Here is a 21,987-nt window from a genome sequence, read left to right as displayed (position 1 = left end):
TCCCCTCTTGTCATGAAATTAAATGCCATCCCAATATTGGAATGGCATTTTTCTTTGAAAGAGCCACATGTGTTATTATTTCTGCCCTTTGAAAACCGTGTACTCCCCTATCCTGATTCAAGCCAAACTTGGCTGAGTTTTGGTTTAACTGAACTTCCAGCTCTAAAATGGGCACAAAACTTAGAAGTTATAACGCCCTGGCGACCAGACTTTTTAAAATTTTCCAATGCTCAATTTCGCTGTTCTCCTCAAATAGATCAAACTATCACCTATGATGGTGCGCTTTTGCATTTAAGTAAATATCGTGGTTTCAACCAAAATTGTTTTCTTGACCTATTAGAACGTGTTAAACCTAGGGGATGGATTGTTATTGGTGGAAATAAAACTACCGGTGCTGCTTCAATGATGAAATGGGTCAAAACTATTCTCCCTATCACTGATAAATTATCCAAAAACCATGGTCTTGTATTCTGGCTTCAAGTCCCGCAACAGATGGACAGAAAAAACATTGCCTGCTTGCGCTCACCACCGCTTACTTTTGAAAATAAATTTCAAACCACTTCTGGCATGTTCTCGCACGGCCGTATTGATCCAGGCTCTGCTGCGCTTTCTCTACACATGCCCAAAATTATTTCCGGAAAAACTGCCGATTTTGGTGCTGGCTGGGGTTTCCTTTCTCACATTGCACTTGAAAGAAGTGAAAAACTCACTGCTCTCGACCTTTATGAAGCCGACTACAACGCTTTGAGAGCAGCCAAACAGCATCTCAAGCACATAACAACTTCTTGTCCGATTCATTTTTATTGGCATGATCTTGTGCATGAACCGATTACAAGCCTCTATGATACAATCATTTCAAACCCACCGTTTCACACGCAACAAACGACAGATGTTTCTTTAGGACAGAATTTCATTATAAATGCTGCAAAATACCTAAAGCGAGGTGGCAATCTGCTTCTTGTTGCTAACCGCCACCTTCCTTATGAAACATTGTTAAAAAATCTTTTCCGTACAGTATTGATACATGAAAAAGCTGATGGCTTCAAAGTTATCGAAGCACGCCGTTAACAAAAACAAGCAATCACTCTAAAGAATGAAACGCGAAAGATCAATATCAGCCGCAAGATCGCCTATAGATTGTCTGACATAAGCAGCATCAATTTTAAATGATGTTCCAGCTTTATCAGGCGCAGTAAAAGAAATTTCATCCAAGACACGCTCCATCACTGTTTGCAAACGACGTGCCCCTATATTTTCAATCCTTGCATTTAAATCTACAGCAATATCTGCTAAAGCATCGATTGCATCATCGGTAATCTCTAAATGAACCTCTTCCGTTGCCATTAAAGCAATATATTGTTTAATCAGACTGGCTTCAGGCTCAGTCAAAATACGTCTCAAATCTTCTCTTGTTAAAGCATTTAGCTCGACACGAATAGGCAAGCGACCTTGAAGCTCTGGCAATAAATCAGATGGCTTGGAGACATGAAACGCACCTGAAGCGATAAAAAGGATGTGATCTGTCTTAATTTGTCCATATTTTGTACTAACCGTTGTTCCTTCAACCAAAGGCAAAAGATCCCGTTGAACGCCCTCACGCGAAACGGCAGCGCCTGCTCCACCATCCCTAGTTGCAATTTTATCAATCTCATCGATAAAAACAATCCCATCATTTTCAGCAACACGAAGCGCTTCTTGAATAATTTGATCCTGATCAAGAAGTTTCTCAGATTCATCATCAATGAGTGGTTTAAAAGCATCCTTTACGGTTGTTTTGCGAATCTTTGTACGGTTTCCCATTTTGCCAAAAATATCTGACAAATTCATGATCCCCATTTGCGCACCAGGCATACCAGGAATATCAAAAGTTGAAGCACTGTTGCTATTATTATCAGCTACTTCAATTTCAATTTCTTTATCATCCAATTCACCTTCGCGCAATTTTTTGCGAAAGCTATCACGGGTAGCGGGACTTGCTGTCTTACCAACAAGGGCATCTAAAACCCGTTCTTCAGCATTAATATGTGCCTTTACTTTTACTTCATCTCGTTTTTTTTCACGCACGAGAGAAATCGCAATCTCAACAAGATCACGAATAATTTGTTCGACATCACGCCCCACATAGCCAACTTCAGTAAATTTAGTCGCTTCTACTTTAACGAAAGGTGCTCCTGCAAGTTTTGCTAATCGACGCGCTATACCCGTTTTCCCAACACCTGTTGGTCCTATCATCAAAATATTTTTGGGCATAACCTCTTCACGCATAGGACCATCAAGCTGTTGTCGACGCCACCGATTGCGCAGCGCAATAGCAACAGAACGTTTGGCATCATTTTGGCCAATAATAAAACGATCAAGTTCAGAAACAGTTTCACGAGGAGAAAATACAACACACATTCAAATAGCTTTCTCTAAAGAAGATAATTCTGCATCCAATGTTTCAATTGTAAAATGATCATTGGTGTAAACACAAATTTTAGCGGCAATATCCATAGCTTTACGGGCGATGGTTTCTGCATCCAAATCCATATCCATGAGTGCCCGCGCAGCCGAAAGAGCAAAATTACCTCCAGAACCAATTGCCATAATCCCATCTTCTGGTTCTAAGACATCACCAAGCCCTGTTAAAGCCAACGTTATTTTCTTATCCGCCACGAGCATCATTGCTTCGAGACGACGCAAATAGCGGTCTGTTCGCCAGTCTTTTGCAAGTTCTACACATGCACGCATGAGCTGATCAGGATATTGCTCAAGCTTCGTTTCCAATCTTTCCAGCAACGTGAAAGCATCTGCTGTAGCACCTGCAAAACCAGCAATAACTCTTCCGCTCTTTCCAAGGCGACGCACTTTGCGTGCATTGCCTTTCATAATCGTCTGCCCAAGTGAAACCTGACCATCACCAGCCATCACTACCTTTCCGTCCTTTCGTACAGTAATAATAGTCGTACCATACATTATGTCTGGCTTATGCTCTGCCATAAAAAACTCCCTAATATCGACCTTCCTTTTTAATATTGATTTCTTTGCATCAAATGTAAAATCCAATCATTATTGTTCTTATTTAAGAACGTATACAGTAAAACACAATGATTTAGCACAACTCAATTTGTTAAAATAAAAAAATGATACCATTGTTGTCAGTGCAAATTGTTGCTAAATAACTTTATGTGAACAGTTTACGCCTTCTTCTAGAGGAAAAATTATGAAAAAAATAGCCATAGGAACATTAGGCGGAACAATTGCAATGGCTGCGGATAGTTTTGGCCAAATGCAACCGACATTAACCTCAGATAACCTCATCAAAAGTGTTCCTGATTTAAATAATATTGCTGATATTCATGCACAAACATTAACACAACTACCAAGTGGATCTTTATCTTTTAAAATTCTTTTTGAAATCATAGAATGGGCAACACAACAAATAAAAGCTGGCGCAGAAGGTATTGTTTTAACGCAAGGTACTGATACACTGGAAGAAACAGCTTTTTTTCTTTCTCTTTATTGGGATAAAGCAGAACCGCTTATTATAACCGGTGCTATGCGTATACCTTGTGAAGCTGGCGCGGATGGACCTGCTAATATTTTGGCAGCAACGCGGGTTGCTGTTCATCCCCAAAGCCGAAACAGAGGCGTTCTCGTTGTAATCAATGATACCATTCACTCTCCTTATTGGGTCCAAAAAAACCATACTGTCAAAATTGAGACATTTCAGTCAGGTCTGGTAGGTATTTTAGGCACTATTTTGGAAGGAAAACTGATTTATTTTAATGATCGAAACTTTTTCCCGACAACATTTGATCTTCCCAAAAACTACGAACACCAAGTTGCACTCCTATACTCCTCTTTATCCTCTGATACACAGTTAATGAAATTCTGTTTTGAAAGTGGGCATTATGCTGGTGTTGTCATTGCCGGTTTCGGATCAGGACATTGCAGTTTTGAAGAAGCAGATATTGTGCGACAATATACGCAAAAGATGCCAATCATTATCGCTAGCCGTACTTGCACTGGCTCAACAACCCGCACAACTTATGGTTATAAAGGTTCAGAAGTCGATATGATCGCCTCTGGCGTTCTCATGTCTGGTTATTTATCAGCAGTAAAAGCACGTCTGCTCTTATGGGCTTTTTTAGCTCAAGGATACACATTGGCACAAATTAATGCACACTGGAATAACTGGACTATAAGCTAATGAAAGACTACCTATTTTTTAAAAGAAGAGAACATGCGAAATAAAATTCATTTGAAGGCAAAACAAACTGCCTTTCCGCCCCTCATCATTGCTGCTGCAAAAAAAATCTTGACCAATACAAATGATTGATATGATCCTCTCAAAAATTAATCAAAAAGATACGCGGATCAAGCCTATTTCTGATCAGCATTCCCCCTATAGTGTCTTTACTGCACAGGAATGGTCTCAATTTCGTGCGGATACACCTCTCACTTTGAGCTTTGATGAAATCAAGCGTTTACGCTCAATTGGTGATCCAATTGATCTTGAAGAAGTGCAGCGCATTTATCTTTCCTTGTCGCGTCTGTTGTCATGCCATGTTGAAGCAGTACAGGAACTTTTTCAAAAACGGCAGCAATTTTTACATCGAAAAGAGACTCCAAAAACTCCCTTTATCATTGGCATTGCTGGCTCTGTTGCTGTAGGAAAATCAACGACTGCTCGTATTCTTCAAGAGCTTTTGAAACGTTGGACATCTAGTTTTAAAGTTGATCTGATTACAACTGATGGTTTTCTCTATCCTAATGCTGTCTTACAGCAAAAAAATCGCATGAATCGTAAAGGATTTCCTGACTCCTACGATATTAAAAAATTGCTAGATTTTCTTTCTGCTATAAAAGCTGGTGTTGAGAATGTCAGCGCTCCGCTTTATTCTCATATGACCTATGACGTTCTGGAAAATCAAACTGTTACCATTAACCGCCCTGATATCTTAATTATTGAGGGGATTAATGTGCTGCAGGTTAGTGATCTTCCTAAGGATGGGAAAATCATTCCTTTCGTTTCAGACTTTTTTGATTTTTCAATCTATGTAGATGCTGAAACAGAAGTGATTCGCTGCTGGTATTTAGAACGTTTTAAACGTTTACGTAAAACAGCTTTTAAAAACCCTGAATCCTATTTTCATCGCTATGCATTATTGAATGAAGAAGAAGCTTTAGAAATCGCTGAAAATATTTGGCAAACGATTAATTTAAAAAATTTACAAGAAAATATACTACCAACACGACCACGGTCTAATCTCATTTTACGAAAAGGAAAAAACCATTTGGTTGAATATGTCGCACTTCGACGATTATAAGGATTCTTTAAATATGCATCTACATCCCATTCATTTCACCTCAACACGTGTCGATAAAAGTTGTCCCATCTTTTTGGTAAGTCCTAAAAACCTTGTTGATTTATCGCTTGATGCTTCAACAACAGCATGGATGAAAATAAATGATTTCACTGGCAAAGCGGGACAAATACTCTTCATTCCTCATGAAACAGGGCATTTAAAAAAGGTGCTCTTTGGTCTTGGCAATGGTGAAGAGCCTTTTATTACAGGACTTCTCGCTAAAAATCTTCCTTCTGGACACTGGCATTTAGAAGGAGCAGCCTCTCACGAAATCAATACCTATCTTGGATTGGCATTCGGAAGCTATCAGTTCAACCGCTATCGTCAAAACCCTTCCCTCAAATCACTCTTGTTTCATGTCAACGAAACGGTTGATCTCTATGAACTTCAGCGTCTTTATAAAACTGTCTTTTTTGTCCGTGATCTCATCAATACTCCTACCAATGATATGAATCCTGACACCCTCGAGAAAGAAACACGCCAACTGGGGAAAACCTATGGTGCTCATGTCCAAAGCATTTGTGGAGATGAGCTCTTAACACATAATTTTCCGATGATCCATGCTGTAGGACGAGCCAGCAGCACTGCACCACGACTCATTGAGCTGCACTGGGGCCAAGAAAACCATCCTAAAATAACGTTAGTTGGTAAAGGTGTAAGCTTTGATACTGGGGGCCTCGATATTAAATCAGCCAATAATATGTCACTTATGAAAAAAGACATGGGGGGTGGAGCTCACGTTTTGGGATTGGCTAAACTTATCATGGATGCCAAATTACCCTTTCGTCTGCGTGTTTTGATTCCAGCCGTTGAAAATGCAATTTCTGCTAATGCTTACCGACCAGGTGATATTCTCCAAAGTCGTAAAGGATTAAGTGTTGAAATTGGTAATACAGATGCTGAAGGTCGACTTATCCTTGCTGATGCACTTGCCTATGGTGATGAAGAAAGTCCACAATTCATGCTTTGTATGGCGACTTTAACAGGAGCAGCACGTATAGCATTAGGACCAGATCTTCCCGCATTTTATTGTAATGATTCAATCTGGGCGCAACAAATTTCTCAAGCTGCTTGTTCTGTTTCCGATCCTCTTTGGCAAATGCCACTTTGGAAACCCTATCAGGAAATGTTATCATCGCCAATCGCTGATCTTAATAATATAGCTGGAAATAGCTTTGCTGGTTCTATAATCGCTGCTTTATTTCTGAACTCTTTTGTTGAAAAAGCCGAACATTTTGCCCATTTTGACCTTTATGGGTGGATTCCAAAGGAAAAACCAGGCTACCCTATTGGTGGTTCTGCACAAGCTATTCGTGCTCTTTATAATCTCTTTAAAAATTAATTTTGACATAAAATAAACATATAAATAGATAATTGTGGAAATCTGAAGCCGATTGTTCTCCACCTTTAATTATGTTCTGTAATTTATTTGAGGATAAAAATCCTACCAATGCCGATTATTGTGAGCCCATTTAAAGGTAAAAAGCAAAAAATAAAAGGTAAAAAAAATGTTCTCTAAAGATCCCAGATTAAATGCATTCAGAGATGATCTAGCAGACAAACGTCTTGAAAAAGAAGTTACAGCTCAGCGTTTTGTGCAGGGTGAAATAAGACGCGTTAATGTACCGGTTGCTGGACTGTTTAAAGAAAATAATAAAAAAAGTGAAATGCAGACAGAGTGCTTATTGGGAGAAGAACTTCGCATCTTTGAACACGGGGAAATTATGTCGTGGGGACAATCTCTCAAAGATGGTTATGTTGGCTATATTGATACAAAAGCGCTTTGTACATCAACCGTAAAACAAACACATGTTGTTTCAGCCCCACGTACTTTTCAATATTTCCAAGCTGACTTGCGTGGACCAGTAGAATATGCTTTATCCATAGGAAGTAAGGTAAGCGTTGTTGATGAAATTGAAGTCCGTGAAACCAAGTATTCTATACTTGAAAGCGGGAGAGCAATCATTAGCAATCATCTCAGTCCGATTGGCCAAGTGTGTAAAGATTATGTTACGGTTGCTGAAATGTTGATCCATACACCTTACCTTTGGGGTGGAACCAGTGGTTTTGGAATTGATTGCTCAGGACTGATCCAGCTTTCTATGATAATGGCTGGTCATGTGGTTTTACGTGATACTGACATGCAACAAAAAACTATAGGAAATAAACTCTCAGACAATGATGAACTTCAACGAGGTGATTTGATTTTCTGGAAAGGTCATGCAGCTATTATGGTTGATCATGAAAATATCATTCATGCAAATGGTTTCTCTATGGATGTTATGGTCGAACCACTGGAAAAAGCAGTTACACGTATTGCTCAAAAATATCAACGATATCCTATAGAAAAACGCCGTCCAACACTGGGAATATAGTACGTGCTTTTGATATAAGCCTGAGAGACAAGTAACTCCGGTATTACATTTTTCTATGAGTTCGCTTTGAATTTTTATAACGGGGTAAGTCGTGACTAATTTCTGATCTCATATGAAAGAGAAGTACTATCACAAGATTATTTATGTTGAATAGGCTTAATTACTTGGTCTTTTTTTAAACCTCACATTCAACATTCATTAAAAACCTTTGTCAACATTCACACGTTTTGAAAATATTAGAAAAATCGTAACTTGTTTACTGAATAGCTTTTATTAAAACACTCCGTGCTAAACGCAACACGTTGATATATATCATAAATCAATGCGTTATCATAAAGGTGTGTCATAACAATAATTAAGTAGTTGATCACATAAAAAAGAAAAATAGCAAGACTTCTCTGCGAAAGAATCTTCTTAGATCTGATCTATCATTAATGTCTTATGAAACAGAAACCTCTTATTTGTAAGCAGTATTTCCTCCTCACAAATATTATTAAAGAAGGTGTTTTTTTAATACCTGAACCAATGGCTTATCAGCATCAGGCATAGGATATTTATCAAGATCACCAATAAAAATCCATTTTAAATTTTGCCCTTCTCGTCCTTGCGCAATACCCTTATAATGGTAACAGAGATACAATGGCATTAAGAGATGAAATGTTTCGTAACTATGGCTTGCAAATGTTAAGGGTAATAAATCGTTTTGTTGAACATGAATACCAAGCTCTTCCTCTAATTCACGAATCAATGACGCTTCTGGAGTTTCACCTTGTTCAACCTTTCCACCAGGAAACTCCCATAAACCAGCCAGTGATTTTCCCTGAGGACGCTGTGTAACCAAAACACGATTATCTTGATCTAACAATGCACATGCAACAACAAGAAGAAGTGAACTTTTTATACGCATATTGCTCTCCACCCGAGATAATAAAGATAACTCCCTCTTCTATCATGGCCCCATCTCTAAGATAAAAGAGTTCAAATACCTAGTCCTCTCCCCAAAGTATACAAATATGCGATGTCAAATCTATGGTACATCAATTAACTTCTGTAATCGCCGTTGATCATAATGTACTCCTTCGTCAAATCGCAAGACCAAACTGTTGCATTGCCAATGCCTAACCCGATATCAACGTGAATTGTGATATGTTTACCTTGCATATAAACCCCTATTGTCTCCTCACGATACTCAGGATCGCGTTCGCCATTGACCGCCAAACGATGTTCACCAAACCAAATCGTCAACAGATCACGGTCGACTTCAACACCTGCTTTACCAACAGCCATAACCACCCGTCCCCAATTAGCATCTTCACCAGCAATGGCTGTTTTTACAAGCGGTGAATTTGCAATTGAGAGAGCAATAGTTTTAGCCGAACTCTCTGTTGTAGCACCAGTCACATTAACTTCAATTAAATGACGAGCACCTTCACCATCACAAACAACTTGTAACGCAAGCTCATGCAAAAGCGCACTCAATTGCTTTGAGAACACCTCATAACGCGGATCGGATTTACTCGTGAGAGGTGGCAAATCTCTCTTTGCTTTGCCTGTGGCAAACATCATCAATGTATCTGATGTTGAAGTATCACTATCAACAGTAATCGAATTGAAAGACCCTTGGACTGCTTCTGATAACATGGATTGAAGTATATCCGAAGAAATATCTGCATCACTCACTACAAAGGAGAGCATCGTCGCCATATCTGGTGCAATCATACCAGCACCTTTTGCAATCCCGTTAATGGTGACAGTCTCCCCTCCACAGTCAAATCTGCGTGTAGAAAGTTTTGGAAATGTATCAGTTGTCATAATGGCTTTTGCCGCTTCCAACCAGTTTCCTTCTTCTGCTGTCACCGCCATAGTTGGTAAAAGATTCACAACGCAAGAAGCATCCATCGGCTCACCAATAACACCGGTAGAAGCTATAAAAATCTCATTCTCTTCAACCTTTAAAGCGCCCGCCGCAGCACGCGCTATCGCATCGGTTGTTTGCTTTCCTTTACGCCCCGTAAAAGCATTCGCATTCCCAGAATTAACAACAACACCCCGTGCAACTCCATGGGGAAGTGACGCGCGACAATGCTCCACAGGAGCAGATGGGCATTTTGAGCGCGTAAAAACACCCGCCACACTCGCTGGCTCATCGAATACGATAAAAAGAAGATCCGTACGTCCTTTATACTTAATCCCAGCTTCAGCTGTTGCTATCCGCACACCAGATAAGAGAGGAAGCTCTTGCATGTTGTGGGGAGATAAAGGAGATATTTTTAAAACCACAGTATACTTTCCATAAAAACAGAGGAAATTTCATGTAATGAAATAATTGCAGATGAACGACCCCTCACAAAAATGCTAGGCTTTTTGAACAAAACCAATCTATCAAATCGCCCAGCTTTTAAAAATACTATTCCGTTTCTTCTTCATCAGATGTCTCATCCGGAAGCGGCGCTTCATTTTGATTAAGCGATTGCATGAGCTTTTTTACATTAGGATCGAGATATTTCACATCTACCTTACTGCGCAAATCAGCAATCAATTTTTGATAGCGCTCTTTTATCAACTGTGTACGCAACATCTCTTTAACATCATCAAATACAGGAGGTTGTTTCAAACGACGATCTTCTACCTTAATAACATGCCAACCAAACGGACTTTCAATGGGCTTTTTTGTATATTCTCCAACTTTCAAACCAAACGCAGCATCTTCGAAAGGCTTAACCATTTGACCATGACTGAAATAACCAAGATCGCCTCCTACAGCAGCTGAACCATCTGTTGAATTCTTTTTTGCAACCTCTTCAAAACTTTCCCCCTTATTTAAACGCTTAATGACAGCTTCTGCTTCTTTTTTCGTTTTGACCAAAATATGACGTGCTTTAACCTCATCCTCTTTGGGTAAAGCAGCAACTTCCTTATTGTAAAGTGTTTCCAAATCAGTATCCGAAATCTGATCAACAACCATCTGTTTAAAATAAAGCTGCTGAAGAACATTATCACGCATAACTGCCATACGTTTATTGTAAGCTTCACTCTTATCAAGACCCTTGCTTATTGCTGCTTTAGCAAGTACTTGCATATCCAAGTAAGCTTTTAAGACGGTTATACGGCGTTGTTCATCAGGAAAACGCGCTAAATTAGGATTTATGTCGAGCGCTAACTCATCCAATTGCCCTGCTGTAACATTCTTCCCATCAATAACTGCCATAACATGAGAGGGAGCAACTGTTTTTTCAGAAGTTTTTTCCAAAGTCTTTAAATCATTCGGAGCTAACTTCCCGCTTTCTTGTTCTTGGGCCATAGCCCCCAAACTCGTGCTCGCCAATAAAGTTGATGTCAAAAACAGTGTGATAAAGCTAAATTTCATAAATATACTCCTTAAAAGTGAAGACATGCCCAAGATCGCAATTTTCCTTATCATAACATTTTAAACTCTAAACATAGATAAATAAACTGATAATTTTGTTTAAAAAAATACAATCTTTTCCTTTCATCTTAGTTTGCCCTACCCCACTTCATGATGCTGAATGATGCTGAAAAAAAATGTTAAGAGAGAAAAATGTCATATTACACCTTAAATTACTCTGTAATATGCCAACTAAACAGCATTACTAAAGTTGACATGATGCGCTTATCACCTTATCTCTACTTTACAATTGAAGTGAAAAATTGCGCACCAATAAGTATAATGATACCATCTGCGTTTGGTTATTCAATACTTTAGGGGATGTGGAATATGGGGATAGCATATGAAGTACCCGAAAAGAATGACAACAAATAAAAGAAAGGGCCAGTGATGGTCGGTTTAGGTGTTTTTGCACGTAAATTTTTTGGTTCAGCTCATGAACGACGCCTCAAGGCTCTTCGCCAAAAAGTCATAAAAATTAATGCTTTGGAAGAACAGTTCCAAAAATTAAGCGATACGCAACTCTGTCAAAAAACCGATGAGTTTCGTAAACGTCTGACGGAAGGTGAAACCATTGATTTTCTTCTACCGGAAGCTTTTGCAACTGTCCGTGAAGCAGCAAAACGTGTTTATGATATGCGTCCTTTTGATGTACAGCTTATTGGCGGAATGGTGCTTCATGATTGTGGCATTGCGGAAATGCGCACCGGTGAAGGTAAAACATTAATGGCAACTCTGCCAATTTATCTCAATGCATTGGAAGGAAAAGGCGTTCATGTCGTTACAGTAAACGATTATCTTGCTAGCCGTGATGCCGAAACAATGGGGAAAATCTTCGGTTTTCTAGGACTGACAACAGGCGTGATTCTGCATGATCTTGATAATGATGCTCGCCGAGCAGCCTATGCATGTGATATCACTTATGCAACAAACAATGAATTGGGTTTTGATTATTTGCGCGATAATATGGCTTTTGATCGTAGTCAAATGGTCCAGCGTGGGCATCATTACGCAATTGTCGACGAAGTGGATTCGATTCTCATTGATGAAGCACGTACTCCCCTTATTATCTCTGGTCCTCTAGAAGATCGTACCGACTTCTACAACCTTATTGATACATTTATTCCTGCCTTAACTCCAGAAGATTATGAAATAGATGAAAAACAAAAAACAACAACCTTTACTGAAGTCGGTACTGAAAAAATTGAGAAAATGCTTGAACAGGCAGGACATCTTAAAGGTGAAAGTCTTTATGATATAGAAAATGTTGCTATTGTCCATCATATCAATAACGCCCTAAAAGCCCGTAAGCTGTTTGTTCGTGACAAGGATTACATTGTTCGCAATGGTGAAATTGTTATCATTGATGAATTTACAGGTCGTATGATGCCAGGACGGCGTTATTCTGAAGGACTTCATCAAGCGTTAGAAGCCAAAGAACATGTCGCTATTCAACCAGAAAATCAGACGTTAGCTTCTATCACTTTTCAAAATTATTTCCGTATGTATAGAAAATTGTCTGGTATGACTGGTACTGCTACAACAGAAGCAGAAGAATTCAGTAATATTTATGGTCTTGATGTTTTCGAAGTCCCAACAAATTTACCAGTACAGCGCCGTGATGAAGATGATGAAATCTATCGAACAGCAGAAGAAAAATATCGTGCTATCGTACGTGATATTCGTCAAGCGCACGAAAAAGGACAACCTATTCTTGTAGGAACAACTTCTATTGAAAAATCAGAACAATTGGCAGAACGTTTACGAAAAGAAGGTATTACTGATTTTAGAGTTCTCAATGCTCGCTATCATGAACAAGAAGCATATATTATTGCGCAAGCAGGGGTTCCTGGGGCATTAACCATCGCAACAAACATGGCTGGTCGCGGTACTGATATACAGCTTGGTGGTAATGTCGAAATGCGTATTAGACAAGAATTACAGGATATACCTGAAGGTCTAGAGCGAACTGCTAAAATTGAAGAAATTAAAAAAGATGTCAAAAAACTCAAAGAAAAAGCATTAGCGGCTGGTGGTCTTTACGTCATTGCGACGGAACGCCATGAAAGCCGTCGTATTGATAACCAGCTCCGAGGCCGTTCTGGCCGCCAAGGTGATCCTGGTCGCTCAAAATTCTTTCTCTCTCTTCAAGACGATCTCATGCGTATCTTCGGCTCTAACCGTATGGATAGCATGCTGCAAAAGCTCGGATTGAAGGAGGACGAAGCTATTATCCATCCATGGATTAATAAAGCCCTCGAAAAAGCGCAAAAGAAAGTTGAAGGACGAAATTTCGAAATTCGTAAAAATTTATTAAAATACGATGATGTAATGAATGATCAACGTAAAGTTATTTTTGAGCAGCGTATGGAGGTCATGAACGCAGATGATCTCACTGAAATGATCCTTGAAATGCGTAACGAAGTGGTTGAAGATCTTGTGGAAACCTATATTCCAGCTGGAACATATTCTGAAAAATGGAATGTGAAAGCTCTCCAAGAGGAACTTCAACAACTCTTCAATCTCGAACTTCCGATAGAAGAATGGGCAAAAGAAGATGGAATTGCTGAAGAACAAATCTTAGAACGCGTATCAGATGCTGTTACCAAACTTGAAAACGAACGTACTGAACGCTATTCTCCAGAAATTATGGCTTATTTTCACAAAGCCATATTACTTGAAACCATTGACACTTTATGGCGTGAACATTTGGTAAGCTTAGATCATTTACGTTCTGTTGTTGGTTTTCGTGGTTATGCGCAACGAGATCCACTCAATGAATATAAGACAGAATCATTTGAACTCTTTCAGTCCATGCTTAGAAATCTACGCAGAAATGTTACTTCTAAGCTTATGCGTTTCGAGATCATTCAACAACCTACAGAATCACTGACGTCTGTGCCCGATGCTGATGACTCTAGCTTTAATGATCAAGGAGAAGAAAATGCTCCCAACTTATGGGCACGAACACAAGAAAATAAGTTTATTAACCCAAAAGATCGTGATCCAAATGATGTAACCACATGGGGAAAAGTTGGACGTAATGAGCGTTGCCCTTGCGGTTCAGAAAAAAAATACAAACACTGTCATGGGGCCTTTGTCTAAAAAGCAAAGAGTTCAAATGAATAAAGAACGAAATTATGAACAAGAATTACGCACTGCGGGTTTAAGAGTAACACGTCAAAGGCGTATTATTCTCGATATTTTGACGGATACCAATGATCACCCAAACGCGTTTGAAATTTTTCAGCGCGCACATAAAATAGATTCGAGTATTTCGCTATCAACTGTTTACAGAACCATGAAAACATTAGAAGGAAATGGAACAATTCATCGCCATACTTTTAGTGGTGGACCATCTCGTTTTGAACAGGCAGATAGGCAACACCATGACCATCTCATTGATGTAGATACAGGAAAAGTCATTGAGTTTCAATCAGATATTATTGAAAAAATGCAAGAGGAAATTGCTAAATCTCTTGGTTATGATATCATTCACCATCGTCTTGAACTTTATGGAAAAAAACGCGATTCTTGAAATTAATGATTTCGTACATATAACCAAAAAGCTCTTCATGAAAACCAGACTTTATCATCTTAATAACTTGTAGTTTTCATTGGCAAGAAAGTTTTTGTGCTTTATTACCCCTTTTTATAGGATGCTATAAAGCAATCAGTCGTTACTATTATTAACAAATTAGGCCAATATTGTTATGGTTTCTTTGCCACAAGATCGTATGAAACAGCTTGAAAAGCGCTTTGAAATAATTGAAAGCCAAATGGCTGAAAACCCCAATGCTGAAACATATGTAAAATTAGCTTCTGAATATGCAGAATTAGAGTCAATCGTTGCACCCATAAAAATATTAAATGCTCTCTATAAAGAAAAAACAGAGCTCAAAACCATGATCAGTGATACGCAAACAGATATGGAAATGCGTAGTCTCGCCCAAGAAGAATTACCACTTTTATGTCAAAAAATTGAACAGCTTGAGCAAGAGCTTCAAATTCTTCTTTTGCCAAAAGATGTTGCTGATGAAAAAAGTGCCATTATTGAAATTCGAGCGGGTACGGGCGGATCAGAAGCAGCGCTTTTTGCTGGTGATCTTTTCCGTATGTATGAACGTTATGCCAATACTCATAAATGGAAAGTCGAAATTGTTTCTCTTAGCGAAGGTGATGTTGGCGGATATAAAGAAATTATTGCTACTATTTCAGGAAAAGGCGTATTTTCTAAACTGAAGTTTGAATCAGGTGTTCATCGTGTGCAACGCATCCCTGATACAGAAACGGGAGGACGTATTCATACATCCGCTGCTACCGTTGCAGTTCTTCCTGAGGCGGAAGAAATTGATATTGAAATTCGACCAGAAGATATTCGCATTGATACAATGCGTGCGTCAGGTGCAGGAGGACAGCATGTCAATACAACCGATTCAGCTGTTCGTATTACGCATATTCCAACAGGAATTATGGTCGTGCAAGCAGAAAAATCACAGCATCAAAACCGAGCACGTGCACTCCAAATTTTACGTGCACGCTTGTTCGACATCGAAAGACAAAAAGCAGAGCGTGAACGCTCCGCATCCCGTAAAAACCAAGTGGGCTCTGGTGATCGTTCAGAGCGTATTCGTACCTATAATTTCCCGCAAGGACGTGTTACTGACCATCGTATTAATCTCACACTGTATAAACTCGACCGCATCCTAGAAGGAGATCTCGATGAGATTATACATGCACTCATATCCGATCATCAGACAGCACTCCTTACTGAAATGGATAATAGTGGATGAATGATTATTATTCTCTCAACAATATCATTCGTAAAACACAAGAAAAATTGCGCACCCAAGGGATTTCTCAAGCCAACCTTGATGCAAAAATACTCGTTGAATGGATAACAGGTACAAATGCATCTGACAGAATTTGCCAACCAGATATGCGCCTTTCTTCTGAGCAAATTATACAATTAGAAAAAGTTGTACAACGGCGTATTGCTGGTGAACCTGTCTACCGTATTATCGGAACTCGAGAATTCTATGGCATATCCTTTGCGTTATCTGAAGATACTTTAGAACCACGTCCTGATACAGAAACGTTGGTAGATCTTGTTTTGCCACTCCTCATAAAACATGTAGAAAACTCGGGAAAAACAACATTTCTTGATATGGGAACAGGAAGTGGCGCCATTGCCATTGCGCTTCTTAAACAAATTCCCCAATCCTATGCAGTAGCTGTCGATATTTCTGAAGATGCTCTCAACACAGCCATAAAAAATGCAAAAAATGCAGAGGTTATACATCGCTTTACACCTCTTCTTAGCGATTGGTTTAATTCTGTCACTGATCAGTTTGATCTCATTATTTCCAACCCCCCTTATATTCCAGAAACAGATATTAAAAATCTTGCAAAAGAAGTGCGTTTACATGATCCACTGCGCGCTCTTATCGGTGGAATAGATGGTCTTGATTTCTATAGAAAACTTGCTCATGAAACAAAAAATCACTTAAAAGTAGGAGGTTCTTTAGCTGTCGAAATTGGCTACTCTCAAGAAAAAACAGTCTGCGATTTATTTGAAAAACATAGCTTCCAATTGCTAGAAATGCGCAAGGATCTTAACGGTATACCACGCGCACTTCTCTTTGCATATAATCATTAAAATTCCCAATCGTCATCCGTGGTAGCAACCGCCTTGCCAATAACATAGGAAGAACCAGCTCCTGAAAAGAAATCATGATTTTCGTCAGAGTTCGGTGATAAAGCTGCCAAAATAGCAGGATTAACACGACAAACTTCTGGTGGAAAAAGAGCTTCAAAACCTAAATTCATTAAGGCTTTGTTTGCATTATAATGAAGAAACACTTTAACATCTTCTGTCAATCCGATAGCATCGTAAAGGTCTTCAGTATATTTGCATTCAATGTTATAAAGATCAAAAAGCAAATTGAAAGCAAAGTCTTTAATTTCCTGCTTTTTGACTTCGTCAAGTTTTGCAAACCCTAATTGGAATTTATATCCGATATAATAACCATGTACCGCTTCATCACGAATAATAAGTCGAATAAGATCAGCTGTATTGCTCAACTTAGCGCGGCTAGCCCAATACATTGGTAAATAAAAACCAGAATAAAATAAAAAGCTTTCAAGTAAAGTCGAAGCAATTTTCTTCTTTAGTGGATCATTTGCTTCATAACGCTCAAGTACTAATCTGGCTTTTTTCTGTAAATGAACATTTTCTTCTGACCACCTGAATGCATCATCGACTTCTACCGTCGAACACAAAGTTGAAAAAATAGAGGAATAAGAACGTGCATGAACCGCTTCCATGAACGCAATATTCGTCAACACTGCCTCCTCATGCTCTGTTATTGCATCAGCCATAAGTGAAATGGCTCCTACGGTATTCTGAATCGTATCTAGGAGAGTTAATCCTGTAAAAACACGAATTGTTAGCTGACGTTCTTCCTCAGTCAAACTTGCCCATGAAGGAATATCATTAGAAAGTGGAACCTTCTCAGGTAACCAAAAATTTCCAGTCAAGCGATTCCAAACTTCAAGATCTTTCTCATCATGCAATCTATTCCAATTGACAGCGGAAACAACAGGATTTTTGGTTGTAATCTTTGTCATATGATTATCTCCTATAGACTACACGAAACACAGCCATCCACTTCTGTTCCACTCAACGCTACTTGTCGCAATCGTATATAATAAATACTTTTTATACCCTTTTTCCAAGCATAAATTTGCGCGCGATTAATATCACGCGTGGTGGCTGTATCTGGAAAAAACAAGGTTAACGAAAGACCTTGATCAACATGCTGTGTGGCTGCGGCATAGGTATCAATAATTTTTTCAGGACCAACCTCATAAGCATCCTGATAGAAATGCAAATTTGTATTATCCATATAAGGAGCGGGATAATAAACGCGTCCAATTTTTCCTTCTTTGCGAATCTCAATCTTCGAAGCAATCGGATGAATAGAAGATGTCGCATTATTAATATAGGAAATAGACCCCGTGGGTGGTACTGCTTGAAGATTGCGATTATAAAGCCCGTACTCAATAACTAATTTCTTGAGTTCTTGCCAATCCTTTTGGTCCGGTATAACGATATTATTACGTGCAAAAAGTTCTTGCACAAGCGGAAATTGCGGTTTCCATTCCTTCTCAATATATTTTGCAAAAAAACTTCCATCTGCGTAAGTAGATTTTTCAAATCCTACAAACACTTTTTGACGTTCACGTGCGATCAAATTGGAAGCCCGTATTGCATGATACGTCACAGTATAAAAATAGATATTAGTGAAATCAATCGCTTCTGGAGACCCATAATAGATCTGTTCACGCGCTAAAAAACCATGCAAATTCATTTGTCCCAAACCAATCGCATGACTTTCGGCATTGCCTTTCGCAATGGAAGGTACACAAGCAATATCACTCATATCAGAAACAGCAGTAAGAGCACGAACAGCAGCTTCCACCGTCCTCCCAAAATCACTGCTTTCCATCGCTTTTGCAATATTCATGGAACCAAGATTACAAGATATATCACTTCCAACAGTGCGATAAGTTAAATCGGTTTCTAGTTCACTCGCCTCACTCACCTGCAAAATTTCTGAACATAGATTGCTCATACTAATACGACCCGCTATCGGATTAGCTCGATTGGCGGTATCCTCAAACAAAATGTATGGATAACCTGATTCAAATTGAATTTCTGCTAACGTCTGGAAAAAGACACGTGCACTTATTTTCTTTTTACGGATCTTTGCATTATCAACAAAAGAGCGATAATGCTCCGTTAAAGAAATATCGCTAAAAGGTTTTCCTGTTACGTGCTCGATATCATAAGGTGAGAACAGATACATATCTTCATTATTACGTGCAAGCTCAAAAGTAATATCAGGAATAATCACACCAAGCGAAAGCGTTTTGATTCTAACCTTCTCATCAGCATTCTCGCGCTTTGTATCCAAAAACTTCATAATATCTAAATGATGTGCATGCAAATAAACAGCACCAGCCCCTTGGCGCGCACCCAGTTGATTAGCGTAAGAAAAGGCATCTTCTAAGAGTTTCATCACAGGTAATACACCTGAGGACTGATTTTCTATTTTCTTAATCGGGGCCCCTGCTTCACGCAAATTCGTTAAACAAAGTGCCACACCTCCACCACGTTTTGAAAGTTGTAAAGCTGAATTGATCGAACGACCTATCGATTCCATATTGTCTTCAACCCGCAACAAAAAGCATGATACTAATTCGCCACGTTGTTTTTTTCCCGCATTCAAAAATGTTGGTGTTGCAGGTTGAAACCGCCCTGTAATAATTTCATCTACAAAACTCTCTGCAAGGGCCTTATCTCCTTGTGCTAAATATAAAGCCACAAGGCAAACACGATCCTCATAACGCTCAAGATAGCGCTTCCCATCAAAAGTCTTCAGTGTATAGCTGGTATAATACTTAAAGGCGCCCAAGAAAGTAGGAAAACGAAATTTAAATGCATAAGCGCGTTTAAAAAGCCTTTTGATAAAAGAAAAATCGTAAAGCTCAAACAAAGCTTTCTCATAATAACCTTCCTCTATCAAATAGTCTATTTTTTCTTTAAGATTATGAAAAAAAACCGTGTTTTGATTAACATGCTGGAGAAAATACTGCCGTGCAGCAAGCCGATCCATATCAAATTGGATATGACCATTTTCATCATAAAGATTAAGCATTGCATTCAGCGCATGATAATCCGTGATCTGATCCGATTTCTGAGATTGTTCTATACCAATTGTTTCCAAAATCTTTCCAATCCCTTCTTTACACAAATAACGTCTTCATCAGTTCCACGCAGCTCAAAACGATAAAGGCAAGGCACAAAACATTTTTCAGCAATGATCTTGCTTGCTAAATTATAATAGCGACCAAAATTACGATTCCCACCACCAATGACACCACGAATGAATTTGCGATTCTCACTTTCATTGAGAAAACGAATAACCGCTTTCGGCACAGCTCCTCTCCCTTCACCATCTGCATAGGTAGGAACGGCCAACACATAAGGCTCATTAACTAACACAGACGGATTTTTTTTATCAATTTTGAAGAGTCGTTGACAAAGCTGAGAGACAAAATGTTCCGTATTACCCGTTGCACTCGAATAATAAACAATAAGCCCCATTAAACACGAAGACCACTAATCATATCTGGTCTAAAGCCAGACCAATGATTCTCACCACAAACGACTACAGGAACCTGACGATACCCCAAGGATTGAACAAAACTGTATGCTTGTTCATCACGTGAAATATCAATGACACGATAATTAATGCCCTTAGCATCAAAGGCGCGGCGGGTAGCGTCACATTGGACGCAAGATGGTTTGCTATAAATAGTGATCGGCATTTTCTTCAACTTTCACAATTCCAAAAAAAATCAACCCTAAAAGAGTCAATCCTGACAAGTTTATAAATACTCAAGAATAACAAAAAAACAGCAATCGTACGCAAACACGTGTAGCTATATTCTCATTTAAATAATATATAGCTTTCTGAATGTAACAGAAATCCTCACAAAATAATTCTAGGATTATAATGAGAATCAATGATCATCCTACAACCTAAGTTGTAAAATCCCCAGTTATAAAACAATCTTCTGTTTGCAATACAATTCCCTCCTGCTGCCTAAAAAACTAACGACCCCTAAAACACTCCAGCAGCCGCTCCTCAATACAAATAGGTTTACGCTTTTTACCCTTTTATAACAAAAATCAACACAAAAAAACGAAAGGAGATTCCTCCTAAAGAGGTTTCAGCAGAAACACTGCTCTCCTCTCACTGAATAAACTTTTTGCTCTCAAATTATGGAAATAACTTAGATACCAAACGAAACACACTCTACCCTCACTTGTGCTTATTTAGAATCACCAATCATTTTGATACTATATATAGTATACACGCTCTCTCTTTCGTCAAGGCAAATTCAACCATTATTTTGAATTTTCCACGATCTTCCTATCAAAATACTTAATTCCCAAAACATATGTAATAATATAACATTTTATTGACAAATGTAACTATATAACATAACTATCTGAAGCAAAATAATAGAGGTGGTACAGATTATGGGGCTGCATTTCGATAGCGTAACATTAGGCTACTTGAACAGGATAGCAATAAACAGCTTTTCAGCAAAGCTGAGAGCGGGCTCTTTGGTTGCAATAACAGGTGATAATGGTTCTGGAAAATCCACACTGCTTAAAGCCATCGCTGGATTCATTAAACCTATGAGTGGTAAAATTACAAAATCGAAGAAAAATCGTATTTCTTATCTTCCTCAGCAATGCGACATTGACCGAACATTTCCTATTAATGTAGAAACTCTCTTAAAAACAGGGTTATGGCCTTTCTGTGGATTGTGGAAAAGCCAGCGCCCCTATCAATATAAGATTCAAAATGCACTTGAAATGGTTGGCCTTTCAGCACTCGCCACCCGATCCCTTGACACGCTATCAGGTGGTCAATTACAGCGTGCTCTTTTTGCACGTATCATTGTACAAGATGCCGATATTATCTTACTCGATGAACCTTTTAATGGTGTGGATGATAATACCCAAAAAGATCTTCTTACTTTGATCACGCATTGGCAACAGCAAGGCCGAACAATTCTTACGGCACTCCATAATTCCCTCATTGTGCAAAAACATTTTCCTCAAATGATTCAAATTAAGAAACAAAACGCCTTTTATGGAGAAACAACACAGTTTTTCAACGATAGCACTCATCATGTTATGCCACCTCTTATATCTAACTCTTTTCCTATCAACTCTCTAAAACTAATGTCTTTCCATTCATAATTCTAGCAC

The 21,987-nt window shown here is 38.8% G+C and carries 19 protein-coding genes; 10 read left to right on the top strand and 9 right to left on the bottom strand.

Annotated elements, in window-relative coordinates; all coding sequences use genetic code 11:
• Window positions 1-69 precede the first annotated feature (69 nt).
• Complete coding sequence (locus ACKC4Y_RS00485) at window positions 70-1,068, top strand: class I SAM-dependent methyltransferase (protein ID WP_409361496.1); 999 nt, start codon at window positions 70-72, stop codon at window positions 1,066-1,068.
• Between the two features lie 18 nt (window positions 1,069-1,086).
• On the opposite strand, the gene hslU is transcribed toward ACKC4Y_RS00485, so the two are convergent.
• Both hslU and hslV read right to left on the bottom strand, forming a co-directional pair.
• On the bottom strand, window positions 1,087-2,397 hold the full coding sequence (gene hslU / locus ACKC4Y_RS00480; RefSeq protein ID WP_409361495.1) for an ATP-dependent protease ATPase subunit HslU: 1,311 nt from the start codon (window positions 2,395-2,397) through the stop codon (window positions 1,087-1,089).
• Complete coding sequence (gene hslV, locus ACKC4Y_RS00475; RefSeq protein ID WP_409361494.1) at window positions 2,398-2,979, bottom strand: ATP-dependent protease subunit HslV; 582 nt, start codon at window positions 2,977-2,979, stop codon at window positions 2,398-2,400.
• A gap of 223 nt (window positions 2,980-3,202) precedes the next feature.
• On the opposite strand from hslV, the gene ACKC4Y_RS00470 reads away from it, so the two are divergent.
• The 4 genes from ACKC4Y_RS00470 (at window position 3,203) to ACKC4Y_RS00455 (ending at window position 7,726) form a co-directional block, all read left to right on the top strand.
• Window positions 3,203-4,192, top strand: a complete 990-nt coding sequence (locus ACKC4Y_RS00470; protein WP_409361493.1) for an asparaginase — start codon at window positions 3,203-3,205, stop codon at window positions 4,190-4,192.
• A gap of 121 nt (window positions 4,193-4,313) precedes the next feature.
• Window positions 4,314-5,312 carry a type I pantothenate kinase gene (coaA, locus tag ACKC4Y_RS00465; RefSeq protein WP_409361492.1) on the top strand — a complete coding sequence of 333 codons (999 nt, stop codon included), beginning with the start codon at window positions 4,314-4,316 and terminating at the stop codon, window positions 5,310-5,312.
• A 13-nt stretch (window positions 5,313-5,325) separates the two neighbouring features.
• Window positions 5,326-6,693, top strand: coding sequence for a leucyl aminopeptidase family protein (locus tag ACKC4Y_RS00460; RefSeq protein ID WP_409361491.1), 1,368 nt, complete (start codon window positions 5,326-5,328; stop codon window positions 6,691-6,693).
• Window positions 6,694-6,859: 166 nt separating this feature from the next.
• On the top strand, window positions 6,860-7,726 hold the full coding sequence (locus ACKC4Y_RS00455) for a C40 family peptidase (RefSeq protein ID WP_409361490.1): 867 nt from the start codon (window positions 6,860-6,862) through the stop codon (window positions 7,724-7,726).
• A gap of 493 nt (window positions 7,727-8,219) precedes the next feature.
• Here the strand turns inward: ACKC4Y_RS00455 and mutT are convergent, their stop codons facing one another.
• From mutT to ACKC4Y_RS00440, 3 genes are all read right to left on the bottom strand, one after another.
• Entirely contained in the window at window positions 8,220-8,633 is a 414-nt protein-coding gene (gene mutT / locus ACKC4Y_RS00450) for an 8-oxo-dGTP diphosphatase MutT (protein ID WP_409361489.1), read from the bottom strand.
• 134 nt (window positions 8,634-8,767) lie between these two features.
• Window positions 8,768-10,006: a bifunctional glutamate N-acetyltransferase/amino-acid acetyltransferase ArgJ gene (gene argJ, locus ACKC4Y_RS00445; protein ID WP_409361488.1), complete on the bottom strand. Its 1,239-nt coding sequence runs from the start codon at window positions 10,004-10,006 to the stop codon at window positions 8,768-8,770.
• A gap of 127 nt (window positions 10,007-10,133) precedes the next feature.
• On the bottom strand, window positions 10,134-11,093 hold the full coding sequence (locus ACKC4Y_RS00440) for a peptidylprolyl isomerase (RefSeq protein WP_409361487.1): 960 nt from the start codon (window positions 11,091-11,093) through the stop codon (window positions 10,134-10,136).
• Between the two features lie 429 nt (window positions 11,094-11,522).
• Between ACKC4Y_RS00440 and secA the strand changes: the two genes are divergently transcribed.
• The 4 genes from secA to prmC all read left to right on the top strand — a co-directional run bounded on the left by secA (window position 11,523) and on the right by prmC (window position 16,791).
• Window positions 11,523-14,237: a preprotein translocase subunit SecA gene (gene secA, locus ACKC4Y_RS00435; RefSeq protein WP_409361486.1), complete on the top strand. Its 2,715-nt coding sequence runs from the start codon at window positions 11,523-11,525 to the stop codon at window positions 14,235-14,237.
• Window positions 14,176-14,670, top strand: a complete 495-nt coding sequence (locus ACKC4Y_RS00430; RefSeq protein ID WP_409361485.1) for a Fur family transcriptional regulator — start codon at window positions 14,176-14,178, stop codon at window positions 14,668-14,670. Before secA ends, ACKC4Y_RS00430 begins: the two co-directional genes overlap by 62 nt.
• Before the next feature lie 175 nt (window positions 14,671-14,845).
• On the top strand, window positions 14,846-15,925 hold the full coding sequence (prfA, locus tag ACKC4Y_RS00425; protein ID WP_409361484.1) for a peptide chain release factor 1: 1,080 nt from the start codon (window positions 14,846-14,848) through the stop codon (window positions 15,923-15,925).
• Window positions 15,922-16,791: a peptide chain release factor N(5)-glutamine methyltransferase gene (gene prmC / locus ACKC4Y_RS00420; RefSeq protein WP_409361483.1), complete on the top strand. Its 870-nt coding sequence runs from the start codon at window positions 15,922-15,924 to the stop codon at window positions 16,789-16,791. Before prfA ends, prmC begins: the two co-directional genes overlap by 4 nt.
• On the opposite strand, the gene nrdF is transcribed toward prmC, so the two are convergent.
• The 4 genes from nrdF to nrdH are packed head-to-tail and all read right to left on the bottom strand — an operon-like array spanning window position 16,788 to window position 20,528.
• Window positions 16,788-17,762 carry a class 1b ribonucleoside-diphosphate reductase subunit beta gene (gene nrdF / locus ACKC4Y_RS00415; protein ID WP_409361482.1) on the bottom strand — a complete coding sequence of 325 codons (975 nt, stop codon included), beginning with the start codon at window positions 17,760-17,762 and terminating at the stop codon, window positions 16,788-16,790. The genes prmC and nrdF overlap by 4 nt on opposite strands.
• 11 nt (window positions 17,763-17,773) lie before the next feature.
• Window positions 17,774-19,924, bottom strand: a complete 2,151-nt coding sequence (gene nrdE, locus ACKC4Y_RS00410) for a class 1b ribonucleoside-diphosphate reductase subunit alpha (protein ID WP_409362192.1) — start codon at window positions 19,922-19,924, stop codon at window positions 17,774-17,776.
• Window positions 19,906-20,304 (bottom strand): class Ib ribonucleoside-diphosphate reductase assembly flavoprotein NrdI, encoded by a 399-nt coding sequence (nrdI, locus tag ACKC4Y_RS00405; RefSeq protein ID WP_409361481.1) that lies wholly within the window; start codon window positions 20,302-20,304, stop codon window positions 19,906-19,908. Before nrdI ends, nrdE begins: the two co-directional genes overlap by 19 nt.
• The gene (nrdH, locus tag ACKC4Y_RS00400; RefSeq protein WP_409361480.1) at window positions 20,304-20,528 is read right to left on the bottom strand and encodes a glutaredoxin-like protein NrdH; all 225 of its coding nucleotides are present in this window, start codon (window positions 20,526-20,528) and stop codon (window positions 20,304-20,306) included. The genes nrdI and nrdH overlap by 1 nt, the downstream gene beginning before the upstream one ends.
• 718 nt (window positions 20,529-21,246) lie before the next feature.
• Between nrdH and ACKC4Y_RS00395 the strand changes: the two genes are divergently transcribed.
• Window positions 21,247-21,978 (top strand): ABC transporter ATP-binding protein, encoded by a 732-nt coding sequence (locus tag ACKC4Y_RS00395; protein ID WP_409361479.1) that lies wholly within the window; start codon window positions 21,247-21,249, stop codon window positions 21,976-21,978.
• Window positions 21,979-21,987: the final 9 nt, after the last annotated feature.

The organism is Bartonella heixiaziensis, from assembly GCF_046245125.2.
Lineage (GTDB): Bacteria > Pseudomonadota > Alphaproteobacteria > Rhizobiales > Rhizobiaceae > Bartonella > Bartonella heixiaziensis.
This window is presented reverse-complemented; position numbering and strand designations above follow the sequence as displayed.